We start from the raw sequence: 15,850 nt of genomic DNA on the forward strand, positions 1-15,850 counted from the left end.
CTCAGTCGCGGTCTCAGGTTAAGCTGCTGCCATGAGATTTGCATTCCTGATCCTGAGTATCGCCGCATCACCCGTCATGGCCGCTGAATGGGCGACAAAACCTGATGACGTCCCGCTTAGCCAGCACGAGTTGGAGGCGCTGGCAGGCCAAACACTGACGTTTTATGACGATGGACAATCCAGATTCTCGGCCGGGGGCGCGTATTCCTACACCTACGCCAGCGGAGAATCCGCCTTTGGCACCTATTCGATCGCCGAGGACGGCAGCGTCTGTATCGCTTATCGCAACGGCTTTGGACGATGCGATCTCTATGTGCGCAGTGGAGAGCGATTGATCCTGATTGATGAGAAGGGCGACCGATATCCGGTGCGCCCGAAGTGACCATTCCCCTTGGTCCCGACCCGCTTGGTGAAATACGATCAAAGCAAACAGGGTTTTGCTTTCGTTCCGCGCGTGGACTCGTCAGACTGATGCCGTGAACGCGCCATCAAAGGACTTATCCAGTGACACAAGACATCGACAACGCGCTTTTGCGCGGAAGACAACTGGGATCTCACGGCCGTCAGCAAGAGGATGGGGTGATTGTCATCCGCACCATTGCGATGCCGGCTGACACCAATCCGGCCGGCGACATCTTTGGCGGATGGCTGATGTCACAAATGGACCTTGCCGCAGGTAATATGGCGGCGCGGGTTGCTCAGGGACGTACAGCAACAGTTTCGGTTGAGGCGATGCAGTTCCTGCATCCGGTCAAGGTCGGGGATGAGGTGACTTTGTATGCCTCGCTGATGAAAGTGGGGCGCACATCCATCCGTGTTCATGTGGATGTCTGGGCGCGACCCAGACAATCTCATAACGGGCGAAAAGTGACTGACGCGGATTTTGTGTTTGTGGCGTTGGCCGACGATGGCGCTCCGCGCCCGGTCTTTGAAGACGTTTAGAAATGTCTGCGCTGCTAAAGGCGCTTCAGCAGCTCAGGCGTTGGCCAAGCATCCGCTGGCAACCCCAGCCGCACTTGCTCGGCCTGAACCGCAGCCCGCGTACCTGCGCCCAGAATGCCATCGATCTTGCCGACGTCATGCCCGCGCGCCTGCAGCTTGCTCTGCAGTTGCTTCATCTGCGCGCCAGAAAGCCCCGGAGCCGGGTTGCCTGCGTCATAGATCTGACCACCCTCCAGCCGCGTCCCGAAATAGGCGGCGGTCAGGACATAGACAAAGCTCTGGTTCCATTCGAAATAGACGTCGAAATTCGGATAGGCCAGAAACGCAGGCCCTTTGTGCCCCTGCGGCAGGATCAGCGAGGCGGGCAGGTTGGTCAATGACCCGCTGCGTGCCTTTACCCCCATGGCCTGCCATTCAGACACGGCGCGCGGCTTGCCCGGACCGGACAGGGACCAGTCCATAGTGCCGGGCACCGTCACCTCTTGCAGCCATGGCTGGCCCGGCTGCCAGCCCAGATGCGACAGCATCTTGCCCCCCGACATGAGCGCATCAGGGGCCGAGGTTTTCAACGAGACCTGACCATCCCCATCCCCGTCGACGCCATTGTCCAGAATGTCCTGCGGCAGCATCTGCACCATGCCGATCTCACCGGCCCAAGCGCCGGTGGTGCGGGCGGGGTCGAAATCGCCTTGATCGTACAGCTCGATGGCGGCGAAGATCTGCGGCCGGAACAGTTCGGGGCGGCGGCAGTCATGGGCCAGCGTCACCAGCGCGTTGCGGGTGTTGAAATCACCCTGAAACGCGCCATAGTCCGTCTCGAACGCCCAGAATGCCAGCAACACCCCACGCGAGACGCCATATTCCGCCTCGATCCGGTCAAACACGGCGTCGTATTTCTGCGCCATCGTCTTGCCCCGGTCGATCCGGTTTTGCGAGATCAGGCGGCGTGAGAACTCGATGAACGGTTTCTGAAATACCCCCTGCGCCCGGTCGGCTTTCAGCACCGCATTGTCCTGCTGGACGCCTTGGAAGAAGGCGTTGACGGTTGCGGCGTCATAACCACGCTCGGCCGCCTCGGATTTCAGGCCCTTCACGAAGGCATTGAACCCGTCGCCGCATTGGGCAAAGGCGGGCGAGGCGAACAGGGCGGTGGCCACGAGGGCAGAGAGAAAGCGCATCCGGCGTCCTTCAAAAGATCAGGCTGACCCCAACCCACACCGAGATCAGCCCAAGCGCAAGCCCCCAGACGCGCCACAGCATGTCACATGCGCGGAAAATCTCCTCCGCACCGATTTCGCGCGGGGCATCGCCGTTGACCCAGGCCAGATCCCGCATCTGCCCGTCGTAACTGCGCGGTCCGGCCAGCGCGACGTTCAGCGCCCGCGCCATGGCGGCCTCGGGCCAGCCTGCGTTCGGTGAGACGTGACGGCGGGCATCCCTCACCATCTCAGCCCAGCGAGACCATTGGCCGGACAGGGCCACGATCAGCAGGAATGTCAGCCGCGCCGGGATCAGGTTCAGCAGATCATCCAGCCGTGCGGCCGCCCAGCCGAAGGCCGCGTATTTGTCATTGCGGTAGCCGATCATGCTGTCTGCGGTGTTGACGGCCTTGTAGATCAAAAGGCCGGGCAGCCCCCCGATCAGAATCCAGAAGGCAGGGGCGATCACCCCGTCGCTGAGGTTCTCGGCGGCGCTTTCGATGGCGGACCGGGCGACTTGTGCCTCGGTCATGTCGCGTGTGTCGCGTGAGACGATCATGGCAACCTGCGCCCGCCCCTCGGCCAGCGTGCTGCGCAGGCCGTCGCCTACAGCGCGCACATGCTCGACAAGTGATTTTTGCGCCAGTAGGATCGCGCAGATCACGACTTCTGCAATAGGTCCAAACAGCGCCAGACCCCGGCCCAAAAGATACGCGCCCATAACAAGCAGCAGAACAACGATGACCCCCTTGATCCGTCGCGAGTTTCCGTGATTCAGCTGCATGTCCAGCCAGCCGATGGCGGTGCCAATCATCACAGCCGGGTGACGCAGGCGCGACCAAAGCCAATCTGGCTCACCCAGTGCGGCGTCTAAACAAAGCGCGCAGATCAGGATGAAAGCTGTGCTCACAGCGCAGCCTCAAGTCGAGCCCAGCCTGCTGTCGGAGGTAGACCAAGGCGCAGATAGGTGTTGGAATAGGGGAATATACGGCTCCAGATATGTGCCTTTGCCAGTCGATCTTGCCAAGCTGCGGCGTCGTCGACCTCATAGAGACGAAACAGGCTGGTGCCGCCCAGCAAACCTGCACTTTTGGCGGTAATGAGCTGATCCAGCCGCGCGGCCTCGTCCGCCAGCCGTACACGGGTTACCTCGGCCCATTCCACATCGAGCAATGCCCGAGCACCTATCCGCAAGGCAGGACCGGAGACTGCCCACGGGCCCGTCAGATCGTTCAGGCGTGCGATCAAGTCCGGGTGACCAATCGCAAACCCCAACCGGAGGCCGGCCAACCCCCAGAATTTACCAAAGCTTTTCAGCACGATCACGCCGGGCCGTTCGGCCAGCCGCACCAATGACGCCTCGGGCGCGACATCGCAGAAGCTTTCATCGATAACAGTGAGTGCGGCATTGGCATCCGCCTGTTGCCAGAGGCGGCCATCGGGGTTGTTAGGGTGCACAATCACGCGTGCGTCGGCTGGGCCAGTGTCCTGCACCTTCCAGTCCTGCGCCGCAAAGGCTGCCGCGTGTTCATTGTAGGTTGGTGGCGTGATCTCAACACACCCCGTCTGAGCCAGCGCAGGGATGCGCGCGATGACGGCAGACGCGCCGGGTGCGGGTAGAATCTCTGCCCCGTCCGGCACATTCCAGAAGCCGCGCGCCGCGTCCGACAGGCGTTGGAACGCGCCATGATCGGGCAGTTCCATCCAGTCCGGGGGCTGCAGCCCGGATACCGGGTAGGGGTGGGGATTGATCCCGGTGGACAGGTCGATCCAATCGCCGCGCGCACCGCCATAGCGCGCCATAGCTCCGTCGAGCCCGCCGCCATGATCGCGCGTGCCCCGCGGGTTCAACCTGTCATCCTGTCCAAACATCTGCCCCTGCCGGAATCGCCGTCTTGCGCTGCTTCAAGCGGATTTTTGCCGTTCGCACAAGCGAATCCGCCGAATCACGGGCCTGTGCAGGCATCGTTAACACTTTGTTAAGGAAATCGCGTGATCACGGACCACAGGGGTCGGCACCTACTCACCCATATCACGTGCCGAGGTTGTTGCAAATGAAAGTACTGATTGTTGAGAGTAACCCCGACCTCGGTCGGGTCTGGCAGCGGCATCTGCAAAGGCAGGGGGCCGAGGTCACATTGGTTGAGACGCAAGAGGCGGCGATCCTTGCGCTGTATGGCACCGATTTTGAGATCATCGTGCTGGATCTGGTTCTGGAAACCGGCAGCGCGCTGGCGGTGGCGGATTTCGCCAGCTACCGTCGGCCCGACGCGCGGGTTATTTTTGTCACCAACACCACCTTCTTCTCGGACGGGTCAATCTTTGCCCACAGCGCCAATGCCTGCGCTTATGTCCAAAGCTCGACCCCGCCCGAGGATCTGGCGGCCATGGTGGAACATTACGCCGCCGGGCGCTGATCCCGCCCATGAGGTTCTGAATAATCCAGCACCGGGTTCACCGGGATGATCCGGTGCGGGTTTATGCTCTCGTGGCTATAATGATAGTGGCGCACGATGTGGTTCATATTGACCGTATCGGCCACGCCGGGCCATTGATACAGCTCACGGGTGTAGGCCCATAGGTTTGGGTAATCGACCAGCCGCCGCCGGTTGCACTTGAAATGCAGGTGATAGACCGGATCGAACCGGATCAGGGTGGTGAACAGCCGCCAGTCGGCTTCGGTGATGCGGTCGCCCATCAGGTAACGGTTGCGGCCCAGCCGGTCTTCCAGCCAGTCCAGCGTGTCGAACAGTGGGCCGACGGCGGTGTCATAGGCCTCTTGCGTGGTGGCAAAGCCGGATTTGTAGACCCCGTTGTTCACGTCCGAATAAATGCGCGCGTTGACCTCTTCGATCTGGTCGCGCATGCCCTCGGGCCAGTAGTCGTCATGATTGCCGGTGATTTCGTTGAAGGCCGAATTGAACATCCGGATGATTTCGGAGCTTTCGTTCGAGACGATGGTCTTCTCAACCTTGTCCCAAAGAATCGGCACGGTGACCCGGCCCGAGTAGTTGGGATCGGCGCGCGTATAGATTTGATGGGCAAAGTCATGCCCGAACAGCCGATCGCCCGTCGCGCCCTGACTGTCAGTCTCAAAGGTCCAGCCCTTGTCCAGCATATCGGGATGCACCACCGAGACAGAGATGTGATCGCTCAGCCCCTTCAGTTCGCGAAAGATCAGGGTGCGGTGCGCCCAGGGGCAGGCATGAGAGACGTAAAGATGATAGCGACCCGATTCCGCATCGAACCCGCCACGCCCCGAGGGGCCGGGCGCGCCATCGGCGGTAATCCAATTGCGAAACTGCGCAGCCGAGCGTTTGAACGCCCCGCCTGTGGATTTGGTGTCATACCAGGTGTCATGCCATACGCCGTCGACAAGTAGGCCCATCGTTTGTCCTTTCGCTTTGCGATTGAGGCAAAGATAGGCCGCCCGCGCCCATGTTCCTATTTCATCGCGCGCGCATCTGGCCTGCATCCGTGCACAGACCCAGACGGCACTGCTGTGCAACAGAACACAAATCCGAAGATTCAAGTGACGTAGTTCACTGGATTTTTACACATGCTGGTCCAAAATAGACTGAGTTAGCGGGGGAAATTGATTATGAGTACCTATGTTTCAAGGGAAATTCGTGCCGAACTGGATGCGGCCCGAATCGCGACCCTTAAGAAATCCAGCCGTTTGCGGGTGGAAATGGGCGACAATACCTTCAAAATTCTGACATTGTGGAAGGACGGTTTCACCGTCGAGGCCGAAACGACACCGCGTTTGCGCGGGCTAGTCGATATCTATGACGGGGCCAATCACATGTATCAATGCCTGATCATCGCGGATGAGGAAGCGCTGGGTGAAATGCGCTATGAATTCAAGCGCAGCACCGTGGCCGCTGATCAGGCTCCGCTGGATTTCTACCGCGCACCGGATGCGCCGATTGCTTTGCTTGAAAACCGCGACTGAACCTTCAATCTTTAACCCCTCGCCAGACTGTGGGCGTTCTCGGAGCATTGGAGCCCAAAGCTTCCCGGTTTGCGGCGGGACCGATTAGTTGGGCTCCGTCAGAGTCAGATGTACCGGGGTCAGCCCATCGATGCCGCCTTCGATGCGATCTCCGGCGACAACGGGTCCGACACCGGCGGGCGTTCCGGTCAGGATCAGATCGCCGGGGCGCAGGTGATAGAAACCCGACAGGTGGCAGATCAATTCGTCGATCTTCCAGACCAGCTCGGACAGAGTGGCATCCTGTGTCACATGCCCATTGACGCTTAGGTGGATGCGCTTGTCATCCGATGGGCTCCAGTGATCGGTTCGGGTCAGCGGAGCGAAAACTGCGCCGTTTTCCACATCCTTACCCAGATCCCAGGGGCGCTGTTTGTTGCGCTCGCGGATCTGCAGGTCGCGGCGCGTCATGTCCAGCGCGCACCCATAGCCAAAGATCGCGGCATGGGCCTGCGCCGCCGTAGCCTGAAAAACCGGCGTGCCGATGGCGACGGCCAGTTCCATTTCATGGTGATAATTCTCGGTGCCCGCCGGATACGGCACGGATGCGCCCGTCAAAACCGCGTTAGGCGCGGATTTGGTGAAATAGAACGGCGTCTGGCGATCCACCTCATGCCCCATCTCGGCGGCATGGGCGGCATAATTGCGGCCCACGCAGAAAATCCGCCCGATCGGATAGGTCGCCTGTTCCCCCTGCACCGGGATGCTTGGGATGTCCGGCAGCGTAAATAGGGTCTCGGGCATAGTGCGCGTCCGTCTGTAAGTCTTATTGCAAATCGCCGAAGGCTGCCTTCAGCCGCGTGCAGGCTTCTTCCACCCGTGCGCGTTGCGTGGCCAGATTGAACCGCTCAAACGTCTCGCCGCCGGTGCCGAAACCGGGGCCCGGGGAGGTTGCGATCCGTGCGTCGTTGCGCAGGCGTTTTACGAATTCGTCGTGGCTCATACCCGTGCCCGAGAAATCGACCCAAGCCAGATAGGTCGCCTGCAGCGGCATCGACCACAGGCCCGGAATCTCGGCGATGGCGGCGTCGAACACCCGACAGTTCTCGGCCAGATGCGCGATCTGCGCGTCGACCCATGCCGCCCCCTCGGGCGAATAGGCGGCGGTGATCATCGCCACCCCCAGCGCGCTGGGGTCATAATCCAGTGTCTGCAACCGGTGCTTCATCTCGGCCCGCAGCTTGGCGTCGGGTATGATCATGTTGCCGGTGCGCTGGCCCGCAATGTTGAACGTCTTCGAGGCCGCCGTCAGCGTCACGGTCCACGCCCGCGCGTCCGGTGCGGCCACATCCATCGGCACGAAGGTATGGCCGGGATAGACCAAATCATGGTGAATCTCATCCGAGACCAGGATCAACCCGTTGCGTTCGGCAAACGCCGCCACCGCCCGCAATTCGTCCGGCGTCCAGACCCGGCCCGAGGGGTTCTGCGGCGAACACCACAGCAGCAGCTTTTCGGACCCGTCCAACCGCGACTGCGCATCGTCCAGATCAAGTGCATAGCTGTTGCCGTCCCGCACCAGCGGGCATTCCACCACGCGCCGACCGGATTTGTTCACCTTGTGCGCAAACTCGTGATAAACAGGGGGGAAGATCACCACGCCGTCGCCGGGTTCGCTCCAGACATCCAGACACAGGGCAATTGCGTTGCCCAACCCTTGCGACGTCAGAATCCAATCGGTGTCGATCTCCCAATTGTGACGGGTCTTCATCCACCACTGGATCGCGTTCAGATAGTCCGGATGCATCCAAGAATAGCCAAACGCGCCGTGATCCGCCGCTTTGCGCACCGCTTCGATCACGCAAGGCGCTGTGGCATAGTCGGAATCGGCGGTCCACATCGCCAGCCCATCCTCGGGCGAGACGCCGTACAGGTGCTCCATCTTGTCCCATTTCGAAGACTGTGTGCCCCGGCGGTCGATCAGGTCGTTGAAAGTCATGTCATCTCCATCTGTCGAGGCGAAAGCTAACCTCAAATCCGCCATGTGCAAGGGGGCCGTTGCGGTGGCGGGCGCGATGGCCTAAATCAGCCTCATGAAACGCAATATCCTGATCCATCCCGATCCCCGCCTGAAAAAGGTCTGCGCGCCGGTGGCCGACATCACCGACGACCTGCGCAAACTGGCCGACGACATGCTGGAGACGATGTATGACGCGCCTGGCATTGGCCTTGCGGCGCCGCAGATCGGAGTGCTGGATCGGCTGATCGTGGTGGATTGCGTCAAGGAAGAAGGCGAGGCCCCGCGCCCGCTGGTGATGTTCAACCCCGAGGTCATCGCGTCCTCGGACGAGACCAATGTCTACGAGGAAGGCTGCCTGTCGATCCCCGAGCAATATGCCGAGGTCACCCGCCCCAAAACGGTGGACGTGTCGTGGATGGACCGCGACGGCAATCTGCAGCAGGAAACCTTTGACGATCTCTGGGCCACCTGCGTGCAGCACGAGATCGACCATCTGAACGGCAAGCTGTTCATCGACTATCTCAAGCCGCTCAAACGCCAGATGATCACGCGCAAGATGCAGAAGCTCAAGCGCGAAAAGGCCCGCACATGACCGTGCGGACCTGCCTGCCATGGCCCGACAAGCGCCTGCGCACCAAGGCTGAGGACGTCCCCGAGATCACCGATGAGATCCGCGCCATCTGGAACGACATGATCGACACGATGGAGGCGATGCCCGGCGTCGGCCTTGCTGCGCCCCAGATCGGGGTGATGCTGCGGCTGGCCGTGGTCGATGGCTCCACCCAGCGGGGCAGGGCAGTACGTCTGGCCAATCCCGAAATCCTGCACAGCTCGGGCGAGCTGCGCGAACATGACGAGGCCAGCCCGAACCTGCCCGGCGTCTCGGCCAAGGTGAAACGCCCGCGCGCGGTGACGGTGAAATTCCTCAACGAACAGGGCCAGATCGACCGCCGCGATTTCGTTGGCATCGAGGCCACAAGCGTGCAGCACCAGATCGACCATCTAAACGGGCGCATGTATTTCGACCGGCTCAGCAAGGTCAAACGCGACATGCTGCTGCGCAAGGCAAAGAAGATGGGGTGAAACCCCATCCTACGGAGGGACGTATGCGCATCATCTTCATGGGAACCCCTGATTTCTCAGTGCCGGTGCTGGATGCCCTGGTCGAAGCAGGCCACGAGATTGCCGCCGTCTATTGTCAGCCTCCGCGCCCTGCAGGCCGGGGCAAGAAAGATCGCCCAACTCCGGTCCATGCGCGGGCCGAGGCGCTGGGCCTGACCGTCCGCCATCCGATCTCGCTTAAATCGTCCGATGAACAGGCTGAATTTGCCGCCCTGAACGCGGATATCGCCGTGGTCGTGGCCTACGGCCTGATCTTGCCGCAGCCCATTCTGGACGCACCCACCCATGGCTGCCTGAACATCCACGCCAGCCTGTTGCCGCGTTGGCGCGGGGCGGCTCCGATCCATCGCGCGATCATGGCGGGTGATGCGCAGACCGGTATCTGCATCATGCAGATGGAGGCTGGGCTGGATACCGGCCCAGTTCTGCTGCGCGAGGCCACCGCTATCGGGCCCGAGGAAACGACCGCGCAGCTCCATGACCGCCTCTCGGATATGGGTGCGGCCTTGATCATCGAGGCGCTGAGCAAGCTGCCCGATCTGACCCCCGAGCCGCAGCCCGAAGAGGGCGTCACCTACGCCGCCAAGATTGACAAGGCCGAAGCGCGGATCGACTGGTCAGCGCCAGCCATCGAAGTTGATCGGAAAATCCGCGGGCTGTCCCCCTTCCCCGGTGCGTGGACCGAGATTGAAGGCGACCGGATCAAACTTCTCGCCTCTCGTCTGGCCGAGGGCCAGGGCATTCCGGGTGAGGTTCTGGACGACCACCTCCGCGTGGCCTGCGGCGACGGCGCGGTCGAGCTGCTGCGCTTGCAAAGGGCAGGCAAAGGCGCGCAGGATAGCGAAACTTTTCTGCGGGGCTGGCCCATCCCGGCCGGTACCCGCCTGACATCGGAGTAAAGCCAGATGTTCATGATCCTGATGGGCACCGTCGTGATCGCCGGGATCGTGGGCTATCTGTCGGAAAAGACCGGCTTTACCCATAACGGTTACCTGCCGTCCATCATCATCTGCGTGGGTGGGGCCTTCCTGTTCTATTTCGTCCGCATCATGTTCGGCATCAGCTTTGGCCCGCCGGGATTGGACGCGGTGCTGTCGTCGATCGGCGCCCTGATCATCGTGCCCACCCATTGGAGGAAATGACATGCCCATCGTCGCCCTGATCATCATCGGAGCCGCCGCCGGTTTCCTGGCCACCCGCCTGATGCGGATCGAGGCCGATATCCCCACGACGATGTTCATTGGCATCATTGGCGCGCTGATCGGTGGATTGATCCTGCGCACTTTGATCACGATGATGGGATGGCTCTCGGGCTTTGTCGGTGCGGTGCTGGGGGCTTTGCTGGTGATTTGGGTCTGGAAGACCTATCTGCGGCGCTGAATCGGCTTATCTCGCGTCGCAAACGGCTGCATTTCCCAGATCCGAAGCCGCGCGAGATGTCATCGCGAAGCGGTTTACCTCTGCGGATGTCATCCAGTGAATCTCGTCTTCTGGCGCAGCATCCAGCGTGAACCAGTAGAAAGCAGGGTCGACCCCGATATCCTCAAAGTAATCCAGGTATCGGTCATGTTCCGGGTGCCCCTCGGGCAGGTCCGCGGCCACGTACCCGCCGCCGCCCCAACTGTGGACGCCGACGCAGGCCCCGGGTTCCAGCACCCGCCGGTTGCCCGCCAGAAACAGGTCGGTCCCGCCCGAGGCGACCAGCCCGTCCGAGGGCACCACCGTATCGAACCCTTCCGCGCGCACCACGCGGCTGAAGACCACATTGGCGTCATCATCGACCGAGCCTTCGATGTTCTGCAGCACCAGCGTCCGCGCCCCGGGATTTTCGGCGATCACCTCTTCAAACGCGCTTAAGGTCGTGTGGTCGATGGTGCCGCTGGCCACGATCTGAGTCCCCTGCGCCGTGAAACTGACCGGCGTGTAGGGGGCTGCACATCCCGCCAGCAGCAGCGCCGCAGCCAGATATGAAAATCGAAAGGTCATTCTGTCGTCCTAAGCCCTATTGCCGTGGTGGCCGGGCTTTATAGACCGGCAGCCGCCACCCAAACAACAGCGACCCGGCCCGCAATGCCCAGCATACAAGCGCGCATATCCCCAGCGCAGGCAGACCCTCGAACCCCGCGCGTGTGGCCAGCACTGCTGTCAGGGCTCCGGCAAAGGCGCAAGAGACGTATAGCTCACCCTGTTTCAAAACCAGTGGCACCTCGTTGCAGACCACATCGCGCATCAACCCACCCAGACAGCCGGTGGTAATGCCCATCAGAACGACGATGATGCCGGATTGGCTCAGCGACAGCGCCGCCGCCGTGCCCGCGGCCACCGCAATCGATAGGGCGAAACTGTCCAGCCAGATCAGTAGGTTATATCGGCTCTCGACCAGATGGGCGGTGAAAAAGACCAGGAGCGCCGCACCGCAGGCGATCAGGATGTAATCGGGCTGGCCGACCCAGAAGACCGGATGCCGGTCCAGCAGCAGGTCGCGCACAGTGCCGCCGCCCACCGCCGTCAGACAGGCGATAAAGGCGAAGCCAATCAGGTCCAACTGCGCCCGACTGGCCACCAGGGCTCCGGTCAGCGCAAAGACCAGAACCGAGGCGTAGTCCAGCAGGGCGAGCCCGCTCACGCCTGTTCTTTCTTGGGTTTGAACGGGGCCATACCCGCGCGGGCCAGTTCGTCCGCACGTTCATTCTCGGGGTGGCCTGCATGGCCCTTGACCCATTCCCACGTCACCTCGTGTCTCTGTGCGGCTTCATCCAGCCGCTGCCACAGATCGACATTCTTCACAGGCTTCTTGTTCGAAGTTTTCCAGCCATTCCGCTTCCACCCGAAAATCCACCCCGTCACGCCGTTCTTCACATAGGCACTGTCGGTCACGATGGTCAGTTTCGAGGGCCGCTCCAACGTCTCAAGCGCGCTGATCGCGGCCAGCAATTCCATCCGGTTGTTGGTGGTTTCCGCCTCGCCGCCGTTCAGCTCGCGCTCTTTCAGAACGGTCTCGCCGTTCATTGCGCGCAGCAGTACACCCCAGCCGCCGGGGCCGGGATTGCCGGAACAGGCACCGTCGGTATAGGCAAAAAGATCAGGCATGGGCAAACACCAGAATGAACCCGTCATATGACCCGGCCAGACCTTTGCCCACCCCTTTGACGCTGCGGTCGATGGTGAACCCGGCCTCGGTCAGAGCGGCCTCGATCTCGGCCTCCGAGTAATAGGTATAGTATCGATCAATGCCGTCGCGGTGCTCGCCTGTGCCCAGTTTCATGCCAAGAAACAGTTGACCACCGGGTTTCAGCGCCGTGTGGATCGCACCAAGATGGCGGGGGAAATCGGCGCGCGGAGCGTGCAGCAGGGAAAAGCTGGCATAGATGCCGTCATATTCGGCGACTTCCGTGACATCATCAAACGTGCCCAGATGCGCATCCACGCCGTTCTCGCGCGCATGGTCGACAAAGGTAGGCGTCGCGTCCAGCGCCCGCACCTTCAGCCCCTGCCGCATCAGAAATGCGCTGTCGGATCCGGGGCCCGAGCCCAGATCCAGCACATAGCCGCCCACGCCAACTGCGTCGGCAAAGGCCTGCCGCGCCTCAAGTTGTTCGGGGGGCAGGGGGATGTTCAGATAATCCGCGACGCGCGCCGTATAGGCGTCGATCGTTCGTTCGTCGGTCACAGGTAAACTCCTACCGCAAGACAGGCCAATACCACACAGGTCAGCAGGATGCGCAGGCGCATCCACCAGACCGGGGTTAGCCGCCAATACGAGAACAGCGCATCCAGCACGAGTAAACCAGCGAACCCGTACATCAGGTTCGTCCCGGCACTGACTGGCCCGCCGCCGGTCATGAAAAATGCCCACAGCGCGGGCAGAACGGACAGCGTATAACAGGTCGTCGCCTTGCTGCCTGAGGTTTTGGTGGCAAAGCCCCACAACACGCCCGACATGAAGCTCAGGATCACTGAACCGTAGAACAACTGAACATACGGTCCCACAAAACGCGACCCCAGTTCCTGCCGGCCCCAATCGTTCAGATCGCCGCTCAGATAGGTCAGCGCGCCCCAGACGAACGGGATCAGCCCGGCCAGCCCAAGGAATAGCGGCGCGCGGGGGATGCCGCTCATGCCGGTTGCCGCAGGACGCGGGGCACTTTGAATTCGACGTTTTCGACGGCGGTCTCGACCAGTTCGACGGTGACATCGTAATGGTCGCGGAAGGCGTCAATCACCTCGTTCACCAGCACCTCGGGGGCCGAGGCCCCGGCTGTGATGGCAACACTGGAAATCCCCTCCAAAGCACGCCAATCGATCTCTGTCGCGCGCTGCACCAGTTGCGCGTAATTGCAGCCCGCGCGTGCGGCGACCTCGACCAGACGGCGTGAATTGGATGAGTTCGGCGCGCCCACCACCAGCAGTGCGTCGGATTTCGGCGCAACCGCCTTTACCGCCTCCTGCCGATTGGTCGTGGCATAACAGATGTCTTCCTTATGTGGTCCGACAATGGCCGGGAACCGCGCCTCGAGCGCCGCAATAATGTCCTTGGTGTCATCCACCGACAGGGTGGTCTGGGTGACAAAGGCCAGTTTCGCAGGGTCCCGGACCGCGACCTCGGCCACATCCTCGACCGTTTCGACCAGCAGCACTTCGCCCTCGGGCAGTTGCCCCATGGTACCGACGGTTTCGGGATGGCCCTTATGACCGATCATGATCATCTGCAGCCCCGCATCCGCATGGCGCTGCGCCTCGACATGAACCTTCGACACCAGAGGGCAGGTCGCATCCACATAGATCATCTCGCGCCGCTCTGCCGTTGCGGGCACGGATTTCGGCACGCCATGAGCGGAAAAGATCACGGGCCGGTCGTCGGGGCATTCATCCAGCTCCTCGACAAACACCGCACCCTTGGCGCGCAGCCCGTCGACGACGAATTTGTTATGCACGATTTCATGGCGCACATAGACCGGCGCGCCCCATTTCTGCAGCGCCATTTCCACGATCTTGATCGCGCGGTCCACACCCGCACAGAACCCGCGCGGGGCGGCCAGAAACAATGTCAGCGGCGGCTTTGTCATTCGGCGTTCTCCTCGACCGAACACCTAGGTCTTTTCATTGCCATGGTCCAGACAGGAGCGCGTCATTTACCTGACATGAATCGCTGTTAGCAAAGAGGTGTTTTGAGCACCTAACCCTTTAAAGTCGCGCGGCCAGAGCGTTTGCCCTGGCCGCGCATATTCTCGCGTATCCCCATGTGGTGAGTGGTGGGGTGCGGCGATATCACTGCCCGGCAGCGGCGACGCTGCGCGGTTCAGAGGGCATTTCGCGCGGAGGCCGCCCGATCACGTCGCGCAGGTCTTCCAGCTCAATGAAGTTGTCGGCCTGACGGCGCAGCTCGTCCGAGATCATCGGCGGCTGGCTGCGGATGGTCGACACGACGGAAACGCGTACGCCCTGACGCTGCAAGCTGGCTATCAGCGGGCGGAAATCCCCATCGCCCGAGAAAAGCACGATATGATCAACGCGCGGTGCCAGTTCCATGGCATCAACGGTCAGTTCGATATCCATATTTCCTTTGACTTTCCGACGCCCCATGCTGTCGGTGTATTCCTTGGCCGGTTTGGTGACCATGGTGAAGCCGTTATAGTGCAGCCAGTCCACCAGAGGTCTGATCGGGGAATACTCGTCATTTTCCAGTAGCGCTGTGTAGTAGAAAGCTCTAAGCAGTTTGCCTCTGCGCATGAATTCCTGACGCAGCAACTTGTAGTCGATGTCAAACCCCAGTGCTTTGGCGGCTGCGTAAAGATTCGAGCCGTCGATGAACAGCGCTAGCCGTTCGTCTTTGTAAAACATAAAATGGTCCTTCCGGTATAAGCCACCGCACTGTGAGCTCCGTGAGTGAAAAGTAATTGGTCAGTGCAATGGTGACCCTAAAATAGGCGTTTTAGCTTACATCGCAAGCATTCTCTGGACGGAATATGGGGTTAAAAGTGGACAATTCCTTGTCAAAAGCGGTCATTGCACTCGGTGCAAATCTCAGCCTGAGAGATAATGGGCCCAAGGTGACACTTGAGCAGTCAGTGATGGAACTGGCGAAGGCCGGTCTGATGATTCGCGCCACAAGCCGGTTTTTTGCCACGCCGTGCTTTCCGGCGGGGGCGGGACCGGACTACGTCAATGCAGCGATTCTGGTCGAAACCGAGCTGACACCGCAGCAGGTTCTGGACCTGCTGCACCGGATCGAGCATGACTTTGGCCGCGCGCGGGTTCAGCGCTGGGGCATGCGCACGCTGGATCTGGATCTGGTCTGCTGGGGCGACCGGGTTCTGCCCGATCCGGCGGAATATCAGCGCTGGCTGACCCTGCCGCCCGAGGATCAGATCAAATCCGCACCCGAGCAGCTGATCCTGCCCCATCCCCGCCTGCAGGACCGCGCCTTTGTGCTGGTGCCGATGGCCGATGTGGCACCCGATTGGTCCCATCCGGTGCTGGGGCAGACCGTGGCGCAGATGGTGGCCGCGCTGCCGCCTGCAGATGTGGCGGCGGTCACGCCTCTGTGATCCTCGCATTTGCGGCATTTCCTGCTTGTCAAGGTGGGGATTCGCGCTTAGATAAACCCCTTCCTGCCACGGATTCATTTACGGA

General features: G+C 61.2%; 23 protein-coding genes. 10 read left to right on the forward strand and 13 right to left on the reverse strand.

Features of this window, described 5'->3' with window-relative positions:
* Positions 1–31: 31 nt before the first annotated feature.
* A complete protein-coding gene (locus ACR3EN_RS08725; RefSeq protein WP_480824707.1) occupies positions 32–382 on the forward strand; it encodes a hypothetical protein in 351 nt (116 codons plus the stop codon).
* 221 nt (positions 383–603) lie between these two features.
* Positions 604–942: an acyl-CoA thioesterase gene (locus ACR3EN_RS08730; RefSeq protein ID WP_480870988.1), complete on the forward strand. Its 339-nt coding sequence runs from the start codon at positions 604–606 to the stop codon at positions 940–942.
* Between the two features lie 14 nt (positions 943–956).
* Here the strand turns inward: ACR3EN_RS08730 and ACR3EN_RS08735 are convergent, their stop codons facing one another.
* Genes ACR3EN_RS08735 through ACR3EN_RS08745 form a run of 3 tightly spaced genes read right to left on the reverse strand, consistent with a single transcriptional unit; the run spans position 957 to position 4,013 of the window.
* On the reverse strand, positions 957–2,120 hold the full coding sequence (locus ACR3EN_RS08735; RefSeq protein ID WP_480870979.1) for a lytic murein transglycosylase: 1,164 nt from the start codon (positions 2,118–2,120) through the stop codon (positions 957–959).
* A 10-nt stretch (positions 2,121–2,130) separates the two neighbouring features.
* Entirely contained in the window at positions 2,131–3,051 is a 921-nt protein-coding gene (gene cbiB / locus ACR3EN_RS08740; RefSeq protein WP_480824701.1) for an adenosylcobinamide-phosphate synthase CbiB, read from the reverse strand.
* Positions 3,048–4,013 carry a threonine-phosphate decarboxylase gene (locus tag ACR3EN_RS08745; protein WP_480824699.1) on the reverse strand — a complete coding sequence of 322 codons (966 nt, stop codon included), beginning with the start codon at positions 4,011–4,013 and terminating at the stop codon, positions 3,048–3,050. Before ACR3EN_RS08745 ends, cbiB begins: the two co-directional genes overlap by 4 nt.
* Before the next feature lie 182 nt (positions 4,014–4,195).
* On the opposite strand from ACR3EN_RS08745, the gene ACR3EN_RS08750 reads away from it, so the two are divergent.
* Entirely contained in the window at positions 4,196–4,558 is a 363-nt protein-coding gene (locus tag ACR3EN_RS08750) for a response regulator transcription factor (RefSeq protein WP_480534714.1), read from the forward strand.
* Here ACR3EN_RS08750 and ACR3EN_RS08755 read toward each other — a convergent pair.
* Complete coding sequence (locus ACR3EN_RS08755; RefSeq protein ID WP_480824697.1) at positions 4,540–5,529, reverse strand: glutathione S-transferase family protein; 990 nt, start codon at positions 5,527–5,529, stop codon at positions 4,540–4,542. The two genes, ACR3EN_RS08750 and ACR3EN_RS08755, sit on opposite strands and share 19 nt — an antisense overlap.
* A gap of 213 nt (positions 5,530–5,742) precedes the next feature.
* On the opposite strand from ACR3EN_RS08755, the gene ACR3EN_RS08760 reads away from it, so the two are divergent.
* On the forward strand, positions 5,743–6,096 hold the full coding sequence (locus ACR3EN_RS08760; protein WP_480824695.1) for a hypothetical protein: 354 nt from the start codon (positions 5,743–5,745) through the stop codon (positions 6,094–6,096).
* A gap of 84 nt (positions 6,097–6,180) precedes the next feature.
* On the opposite strand, the gene ACR3EN_RS08765 is transcribed toward ACR3EN_RS08760, so the two are convergent.
* Both ACR3EN_RS08765 and ACR3EN_RS08770 read right to left on the reverse strand, forming a co-directional pair.
* On the reverse strand, positions 6,181–6,879 hold the full coding sequence (locus ACR3EN_RS08765) for a fumarylacetoacetate hydrolase family protein (protein ID WP_480824693.1): 699 nt from the start codon (positions 6,877–6,879) through the stop codon (positions 6,181–6,183).
* Between the two features lie 22 nt (positions 6,880–6,901).
* The gene (locus tag ACR3EN_RS08770) at positions 6,902–8,074 is read right to left on the reverse strand and encodes a MalY/PatB family protein (protein ID WP_480824691.1); all 1,173 of its coding nucleotides are present in this window, start codon (positions 8,072–8,074) and stop codon (positions 6,902–6,904) included.
* 94 nt (positions 8,075–8,168) lie between these two features.
* Here ACR3EN_RS08770 and def (ACR3EN_RS08775) point away from each other — a divergent pair, with 94 nt between their 5' ends.
* Genes def (ACR3EN_RS08775) through ACR3EN_RS08795 form a run of 5 tightly spaced genes read left to right on the forward strand, consistent with a single transcriptional unit; the run spans position 8,169 to position 10,597 of the window.
* Positions 8,169–8,687 carry a peptide deformylase gene (def, locus tag ACR3EN_RS08775; RefSeq protein ID WP_480824689.1) on the forward strand — a complete coding sequence of 173 codons (519 nt, stop codon included), beginning with the start codon at positions 8,169–8,171 and terminating at the stop codon, positions 8,685–8,687.
* Entirely contained in the window at positions 8,684–9,178 is a 495-nt protein-coding gene (gene def / locus ACR3EN_RS08780; protein WP_480824687.1) for a peptide deformylase, read from the forward strand. The genes def (ACR3EN_RS08775) and def (ACR3EN_RS08780) overlap by 4 nt, the downstream gene beginning before the upstream one ends.
* A gap of 23 nt (positions 9,179–9,201) precedes the next feature.
* Positions 9,202–10,116 carry a methionyl-tRNA formyltransferase gene (gene fmt, locus ACR3EN_RS08785; RefSeq protein WP_480824685.1) on the forward strand — a complete coding sequence of 305 codons (915 nt, stop codon included), beginning with the start codon at positions 9,202–9,204 and terminating at the stop codon, positions 10,114–10,116.
* 6 nt (positions 10,117–10,122) lie between these two features.
* Positions 10,123–10,359: a hypothetical protein gene (locus tag ACR3EN_RS08790; protein ID WP_480534255.1), complete on the forward strand. Its 237-nt coding sequence runs from the start codon at positions 10,123–10,125 to the stop codon at positions 10,357–10,359.
* A 1-nt stretch (position 10,360) separates the two neighbouring features.
* Entirely contained in the window at positions 10,361–10,597 is a 237-nt protein-coding gene (locus ACR3EN_RS08795) for a GlsB/YeaQ/YmgE family stress response membrane protein (protein ID WP_480824683.1), read from the forward strand.
* Positions 10,598–10,603: 6 nt separating this feature from the next.
* Here the strand turns inward: ACR3EN_RS08795 and ACR3EN_RS08800 are convergent, their stop codons facing one another.
* From ACR3EN_RS08800 to ACR3EN_RS08830, 7 genes are all read right to left on the reverse strand, one after another.
* On the reverse strand, positions 10,604–11,203 hold the full coding sequence (locus ACR3EN_RS08800) for a COG3904 family protein (protein ID WP_480870981.1): 600 nt from the start codon (positions 11,201–11,203) through the stop codon (positions 10,604–10,606).
* Positions 11,204–11,219: 16 nt separating this feature from the next.
* On the reverse strand, positions 11,220–11,843 hold the full coding sequence (locus tag ACR3EN_RS08805; RefSeq protein WP_480870983.1) for a trimeric intracellular cation channel family protein: 624 nt from the start codon (positions 11,841–11,843) through the stop codon (positions 11,220–11,222).
* Positions 11,840–12,307, reverse strand: coding sequence for a ribonuclease HI (gene rnhA / locus ACR3EN_RS08810; RefSeq protein WP_480824677.1), 468 nt, complete (start codon positions 12,305–12,307; stop codon positions 11,840–11,842). Before rnhA ends, ACR3EN_RS08805 begins: the two co-directional genes overlap by 4 nt.
* The gene (locus tag ACR3EN_RS08815; protein ID WP_480824675.1) at positions 12,300–12,887 is read right to left on the reverse strand and encodes a class I SAM-dependent methyltransferase; all 588 of its coding nucleotides are present in this window, start codon (positions 12,885–12,887) and stop codon (positions 12,300–12,302) included. Before ACR3EN_RS08815 ends, rnhA begins: the two co-directional genes overlap by 8 nt.
* The gene (locus ACR3EN_RS08820) at positions 12,884–13,336 is read right to left on the reverse strand and encodes a DUF3429 domain-containing protein (protein ID WP_480824673.1); all 453 of its coding nucleotides are present in this window, start codon (positions 13,334–13,336) and stop codon (positions 12,884–12,886) included. The genes ACR3EN_RS08815 and ACR3EN_RS08820 overlap by 4 nt, the downstream gene beginning before the upstream one ends.
* Complete coding sequence (gene ispH, locus ACR3EN_RS08825; RefSeq protein ID WP_480824671.1) at positions 13,333–14,283, reverse strand: 4-hydroxy-3-methylbut-2-enyl diphosphate reductase; 951 nt, start codon at positions 14,281–14,283, stop codon at positions 13,333–13,335. The genes ACR3EN_RS08820 and ispH overlap by 4 nt, the downstream gene beginning before the upstream one ends.
* Positions 14,284–14,485: 202 nt before the next feature.
* A complete protein-coding gene (locus ACR3EN_RS08830) occupies positions 14,486–15,058 on the reverse strand; it encodes a LabA-like NYN domain-containing protein (RefSeq protein WP_480824669.1) in 573 nt (190 codons plus the stop codon).
* A gap of 125 nt (positions 15,059–15,183) precedes the next feature.
* Here ACR3EN_RS08830 and folK point away from each other — a divergent pair, with 125 nt between their 5' ends.
* Positions 15,184–15,765: a 2-amino-4-hydroxy-6-hydroxymethyldihydropteridine diphosphokinase gene (gene folK, locus ACR3EN_RS08835; protein WP_480824667.1), complete on the forward strand. Its 582-nt coding sequence runs from the start codon at positions 15,184–15,186 to the stop codon at positions 15,763–15,765.
* Positions 15,766–15,850: the final 85 nt, after the last annotated feature.

This window comes from Ruegeria sp. G7, from assembly GCF_056535465.1.

Bases quoted from the DNA above. Each gene is read 5' to 3' on its own strand.
- ACR3EN_RS08725 (WP_480824707.1), top strand. From the start codon at position 32: ATGAGATTTGCATTCCTGATCCTGAGTATCGCCGCATCACCCGTCATG.
- ACR3EN_RS08730 (WP_480870988.1), top strand. From the start codon at position 604: ATGCCGGCTGACACCAATCCGGCCGGCGACATCTTTGGCGGATGGCTG.
- ACR3EN_RS08735 (WP_480870979.1), bottom strand. From the start codon at position 2,120: ATGCGCTTTCTCTCTGCCCTCGTGGCCACCGCCCTGTTCGCCTCGCCC.
- ACR3EN_RS08745 (WP_480824699.1), bottom strand. From the start codon at position 4,013: ATGTTTGGACAGGATGACAGGTTGAACCCGCGGGGCACGCGCGATCAT.
- ACR3EN_RS08750 (WP_480534714.1), top strand. From the start codon at position 4,196: ATGAAAGTACTGATTGTTGAGAGTAACCCCGACCTCGGTCGGGTCTGG.
- ACR3EN_RS08755 (WP_480824697.1), bottom strand. From the start codon at position 5,529: ATGGGCCTACTTGTCGACGGCGTATGGCATGACACCTGGTATGACACC.
- ACR3EN_RS08760 (WP_480824695.1), top strand. From the start codon at position 5,743: ATGAGTACCTATGTTTCAAGGGAAATTCGTGCCGAACTGGATGCGGCC.
- ACR3EN_RS08765 (WP_480824693.1), bottom strand. From the start codon at position 6,879: ATGCCCGAGACCCTATTTACGCTGCCGGACATCCCAAGCATCCCGGTG.
- ACR3EN_RS08770 (WP_480824691.1), bottom strand. From the start codon at position 8,074: ATGACTTTCAACGACCTGATCGACCGCCGGGGCACACAGTCTTCGAAA.
- def (WP_480824689.1), top strand. From the start codon at position 8,169: ATGAAACGCAATATCCTGATCCATCCCGATCCCCGCCTGAAAAAGGTC.
- def (WP_480824687.1), top strand. From the start codon at position 8,684: ATGACCGTGCGGACCTGCCTGCCATGGCCCGACAAGCGCCTGCGCACC.
- fmt (WP_480824685.1), top strand. From the start codon at position 9,202: ATGCGCATCATCTTCATGGGAACCCCTGATTTCTCAGTGCCGGTGCTG.
- ACR3EN_RS08790 (WP_480534255.1), top strand. From the start codon at position 10,123: ATGTTCATGATCCTGATGGGCACCGTCGTGATCGCCGGGATCGTGGGC.
- ACR3EN_RS08795 (WP_480824683.1), top strand. From the start codon at position 10,361: ATGCCCATCGTCGCCCTGATCATCATCGGAGCCGCCGCCGGTTTCCTG.
- ACR3EN_RS08800 (WP_480870981.1), bottom strand. From the start codon at position 11,203: ATGACCTTTCGATTTTCATATCTGGCTGCGGCGCTGCTGCTGGCGGGA.
- rnhA (WP_480824677.1), bottom strand. From the start codon at position 12,307: ATGCCTGATCTTTTTGCCTATACCGACGGTGCCTGTTCCGGCAATCCC.
- ACR3EN_RS08820 (WP_480824673.1), bottom strand. From the start codon at position 13,336: ATGAGCGGCATCCCCCGCGCGCCGCTATTCCTTGGGCTGGCCGGGCTG.
- ispH (WP_480824671.1), bottom strand. From the start codon at position 14,283: ATGACAAAGCCGCCGCTGACATTGTTTCTGGCCGCCCCGCGCGGGTTC.
- ACR3EN_RS08830 (WP_480824669.1), bottom strand. From the start codon at position 15,058: ATGTTTTACAAAGACGAACGGCTAGCGCTGTTCATCGACGGCTCGAAT.
- folK (WP_480824667.1), top strand. From the start codon at position 15,184: ATGGGGTTAAAAGTGGACAATTCCTTGTCAAAAGCGGTCATTGCACTC.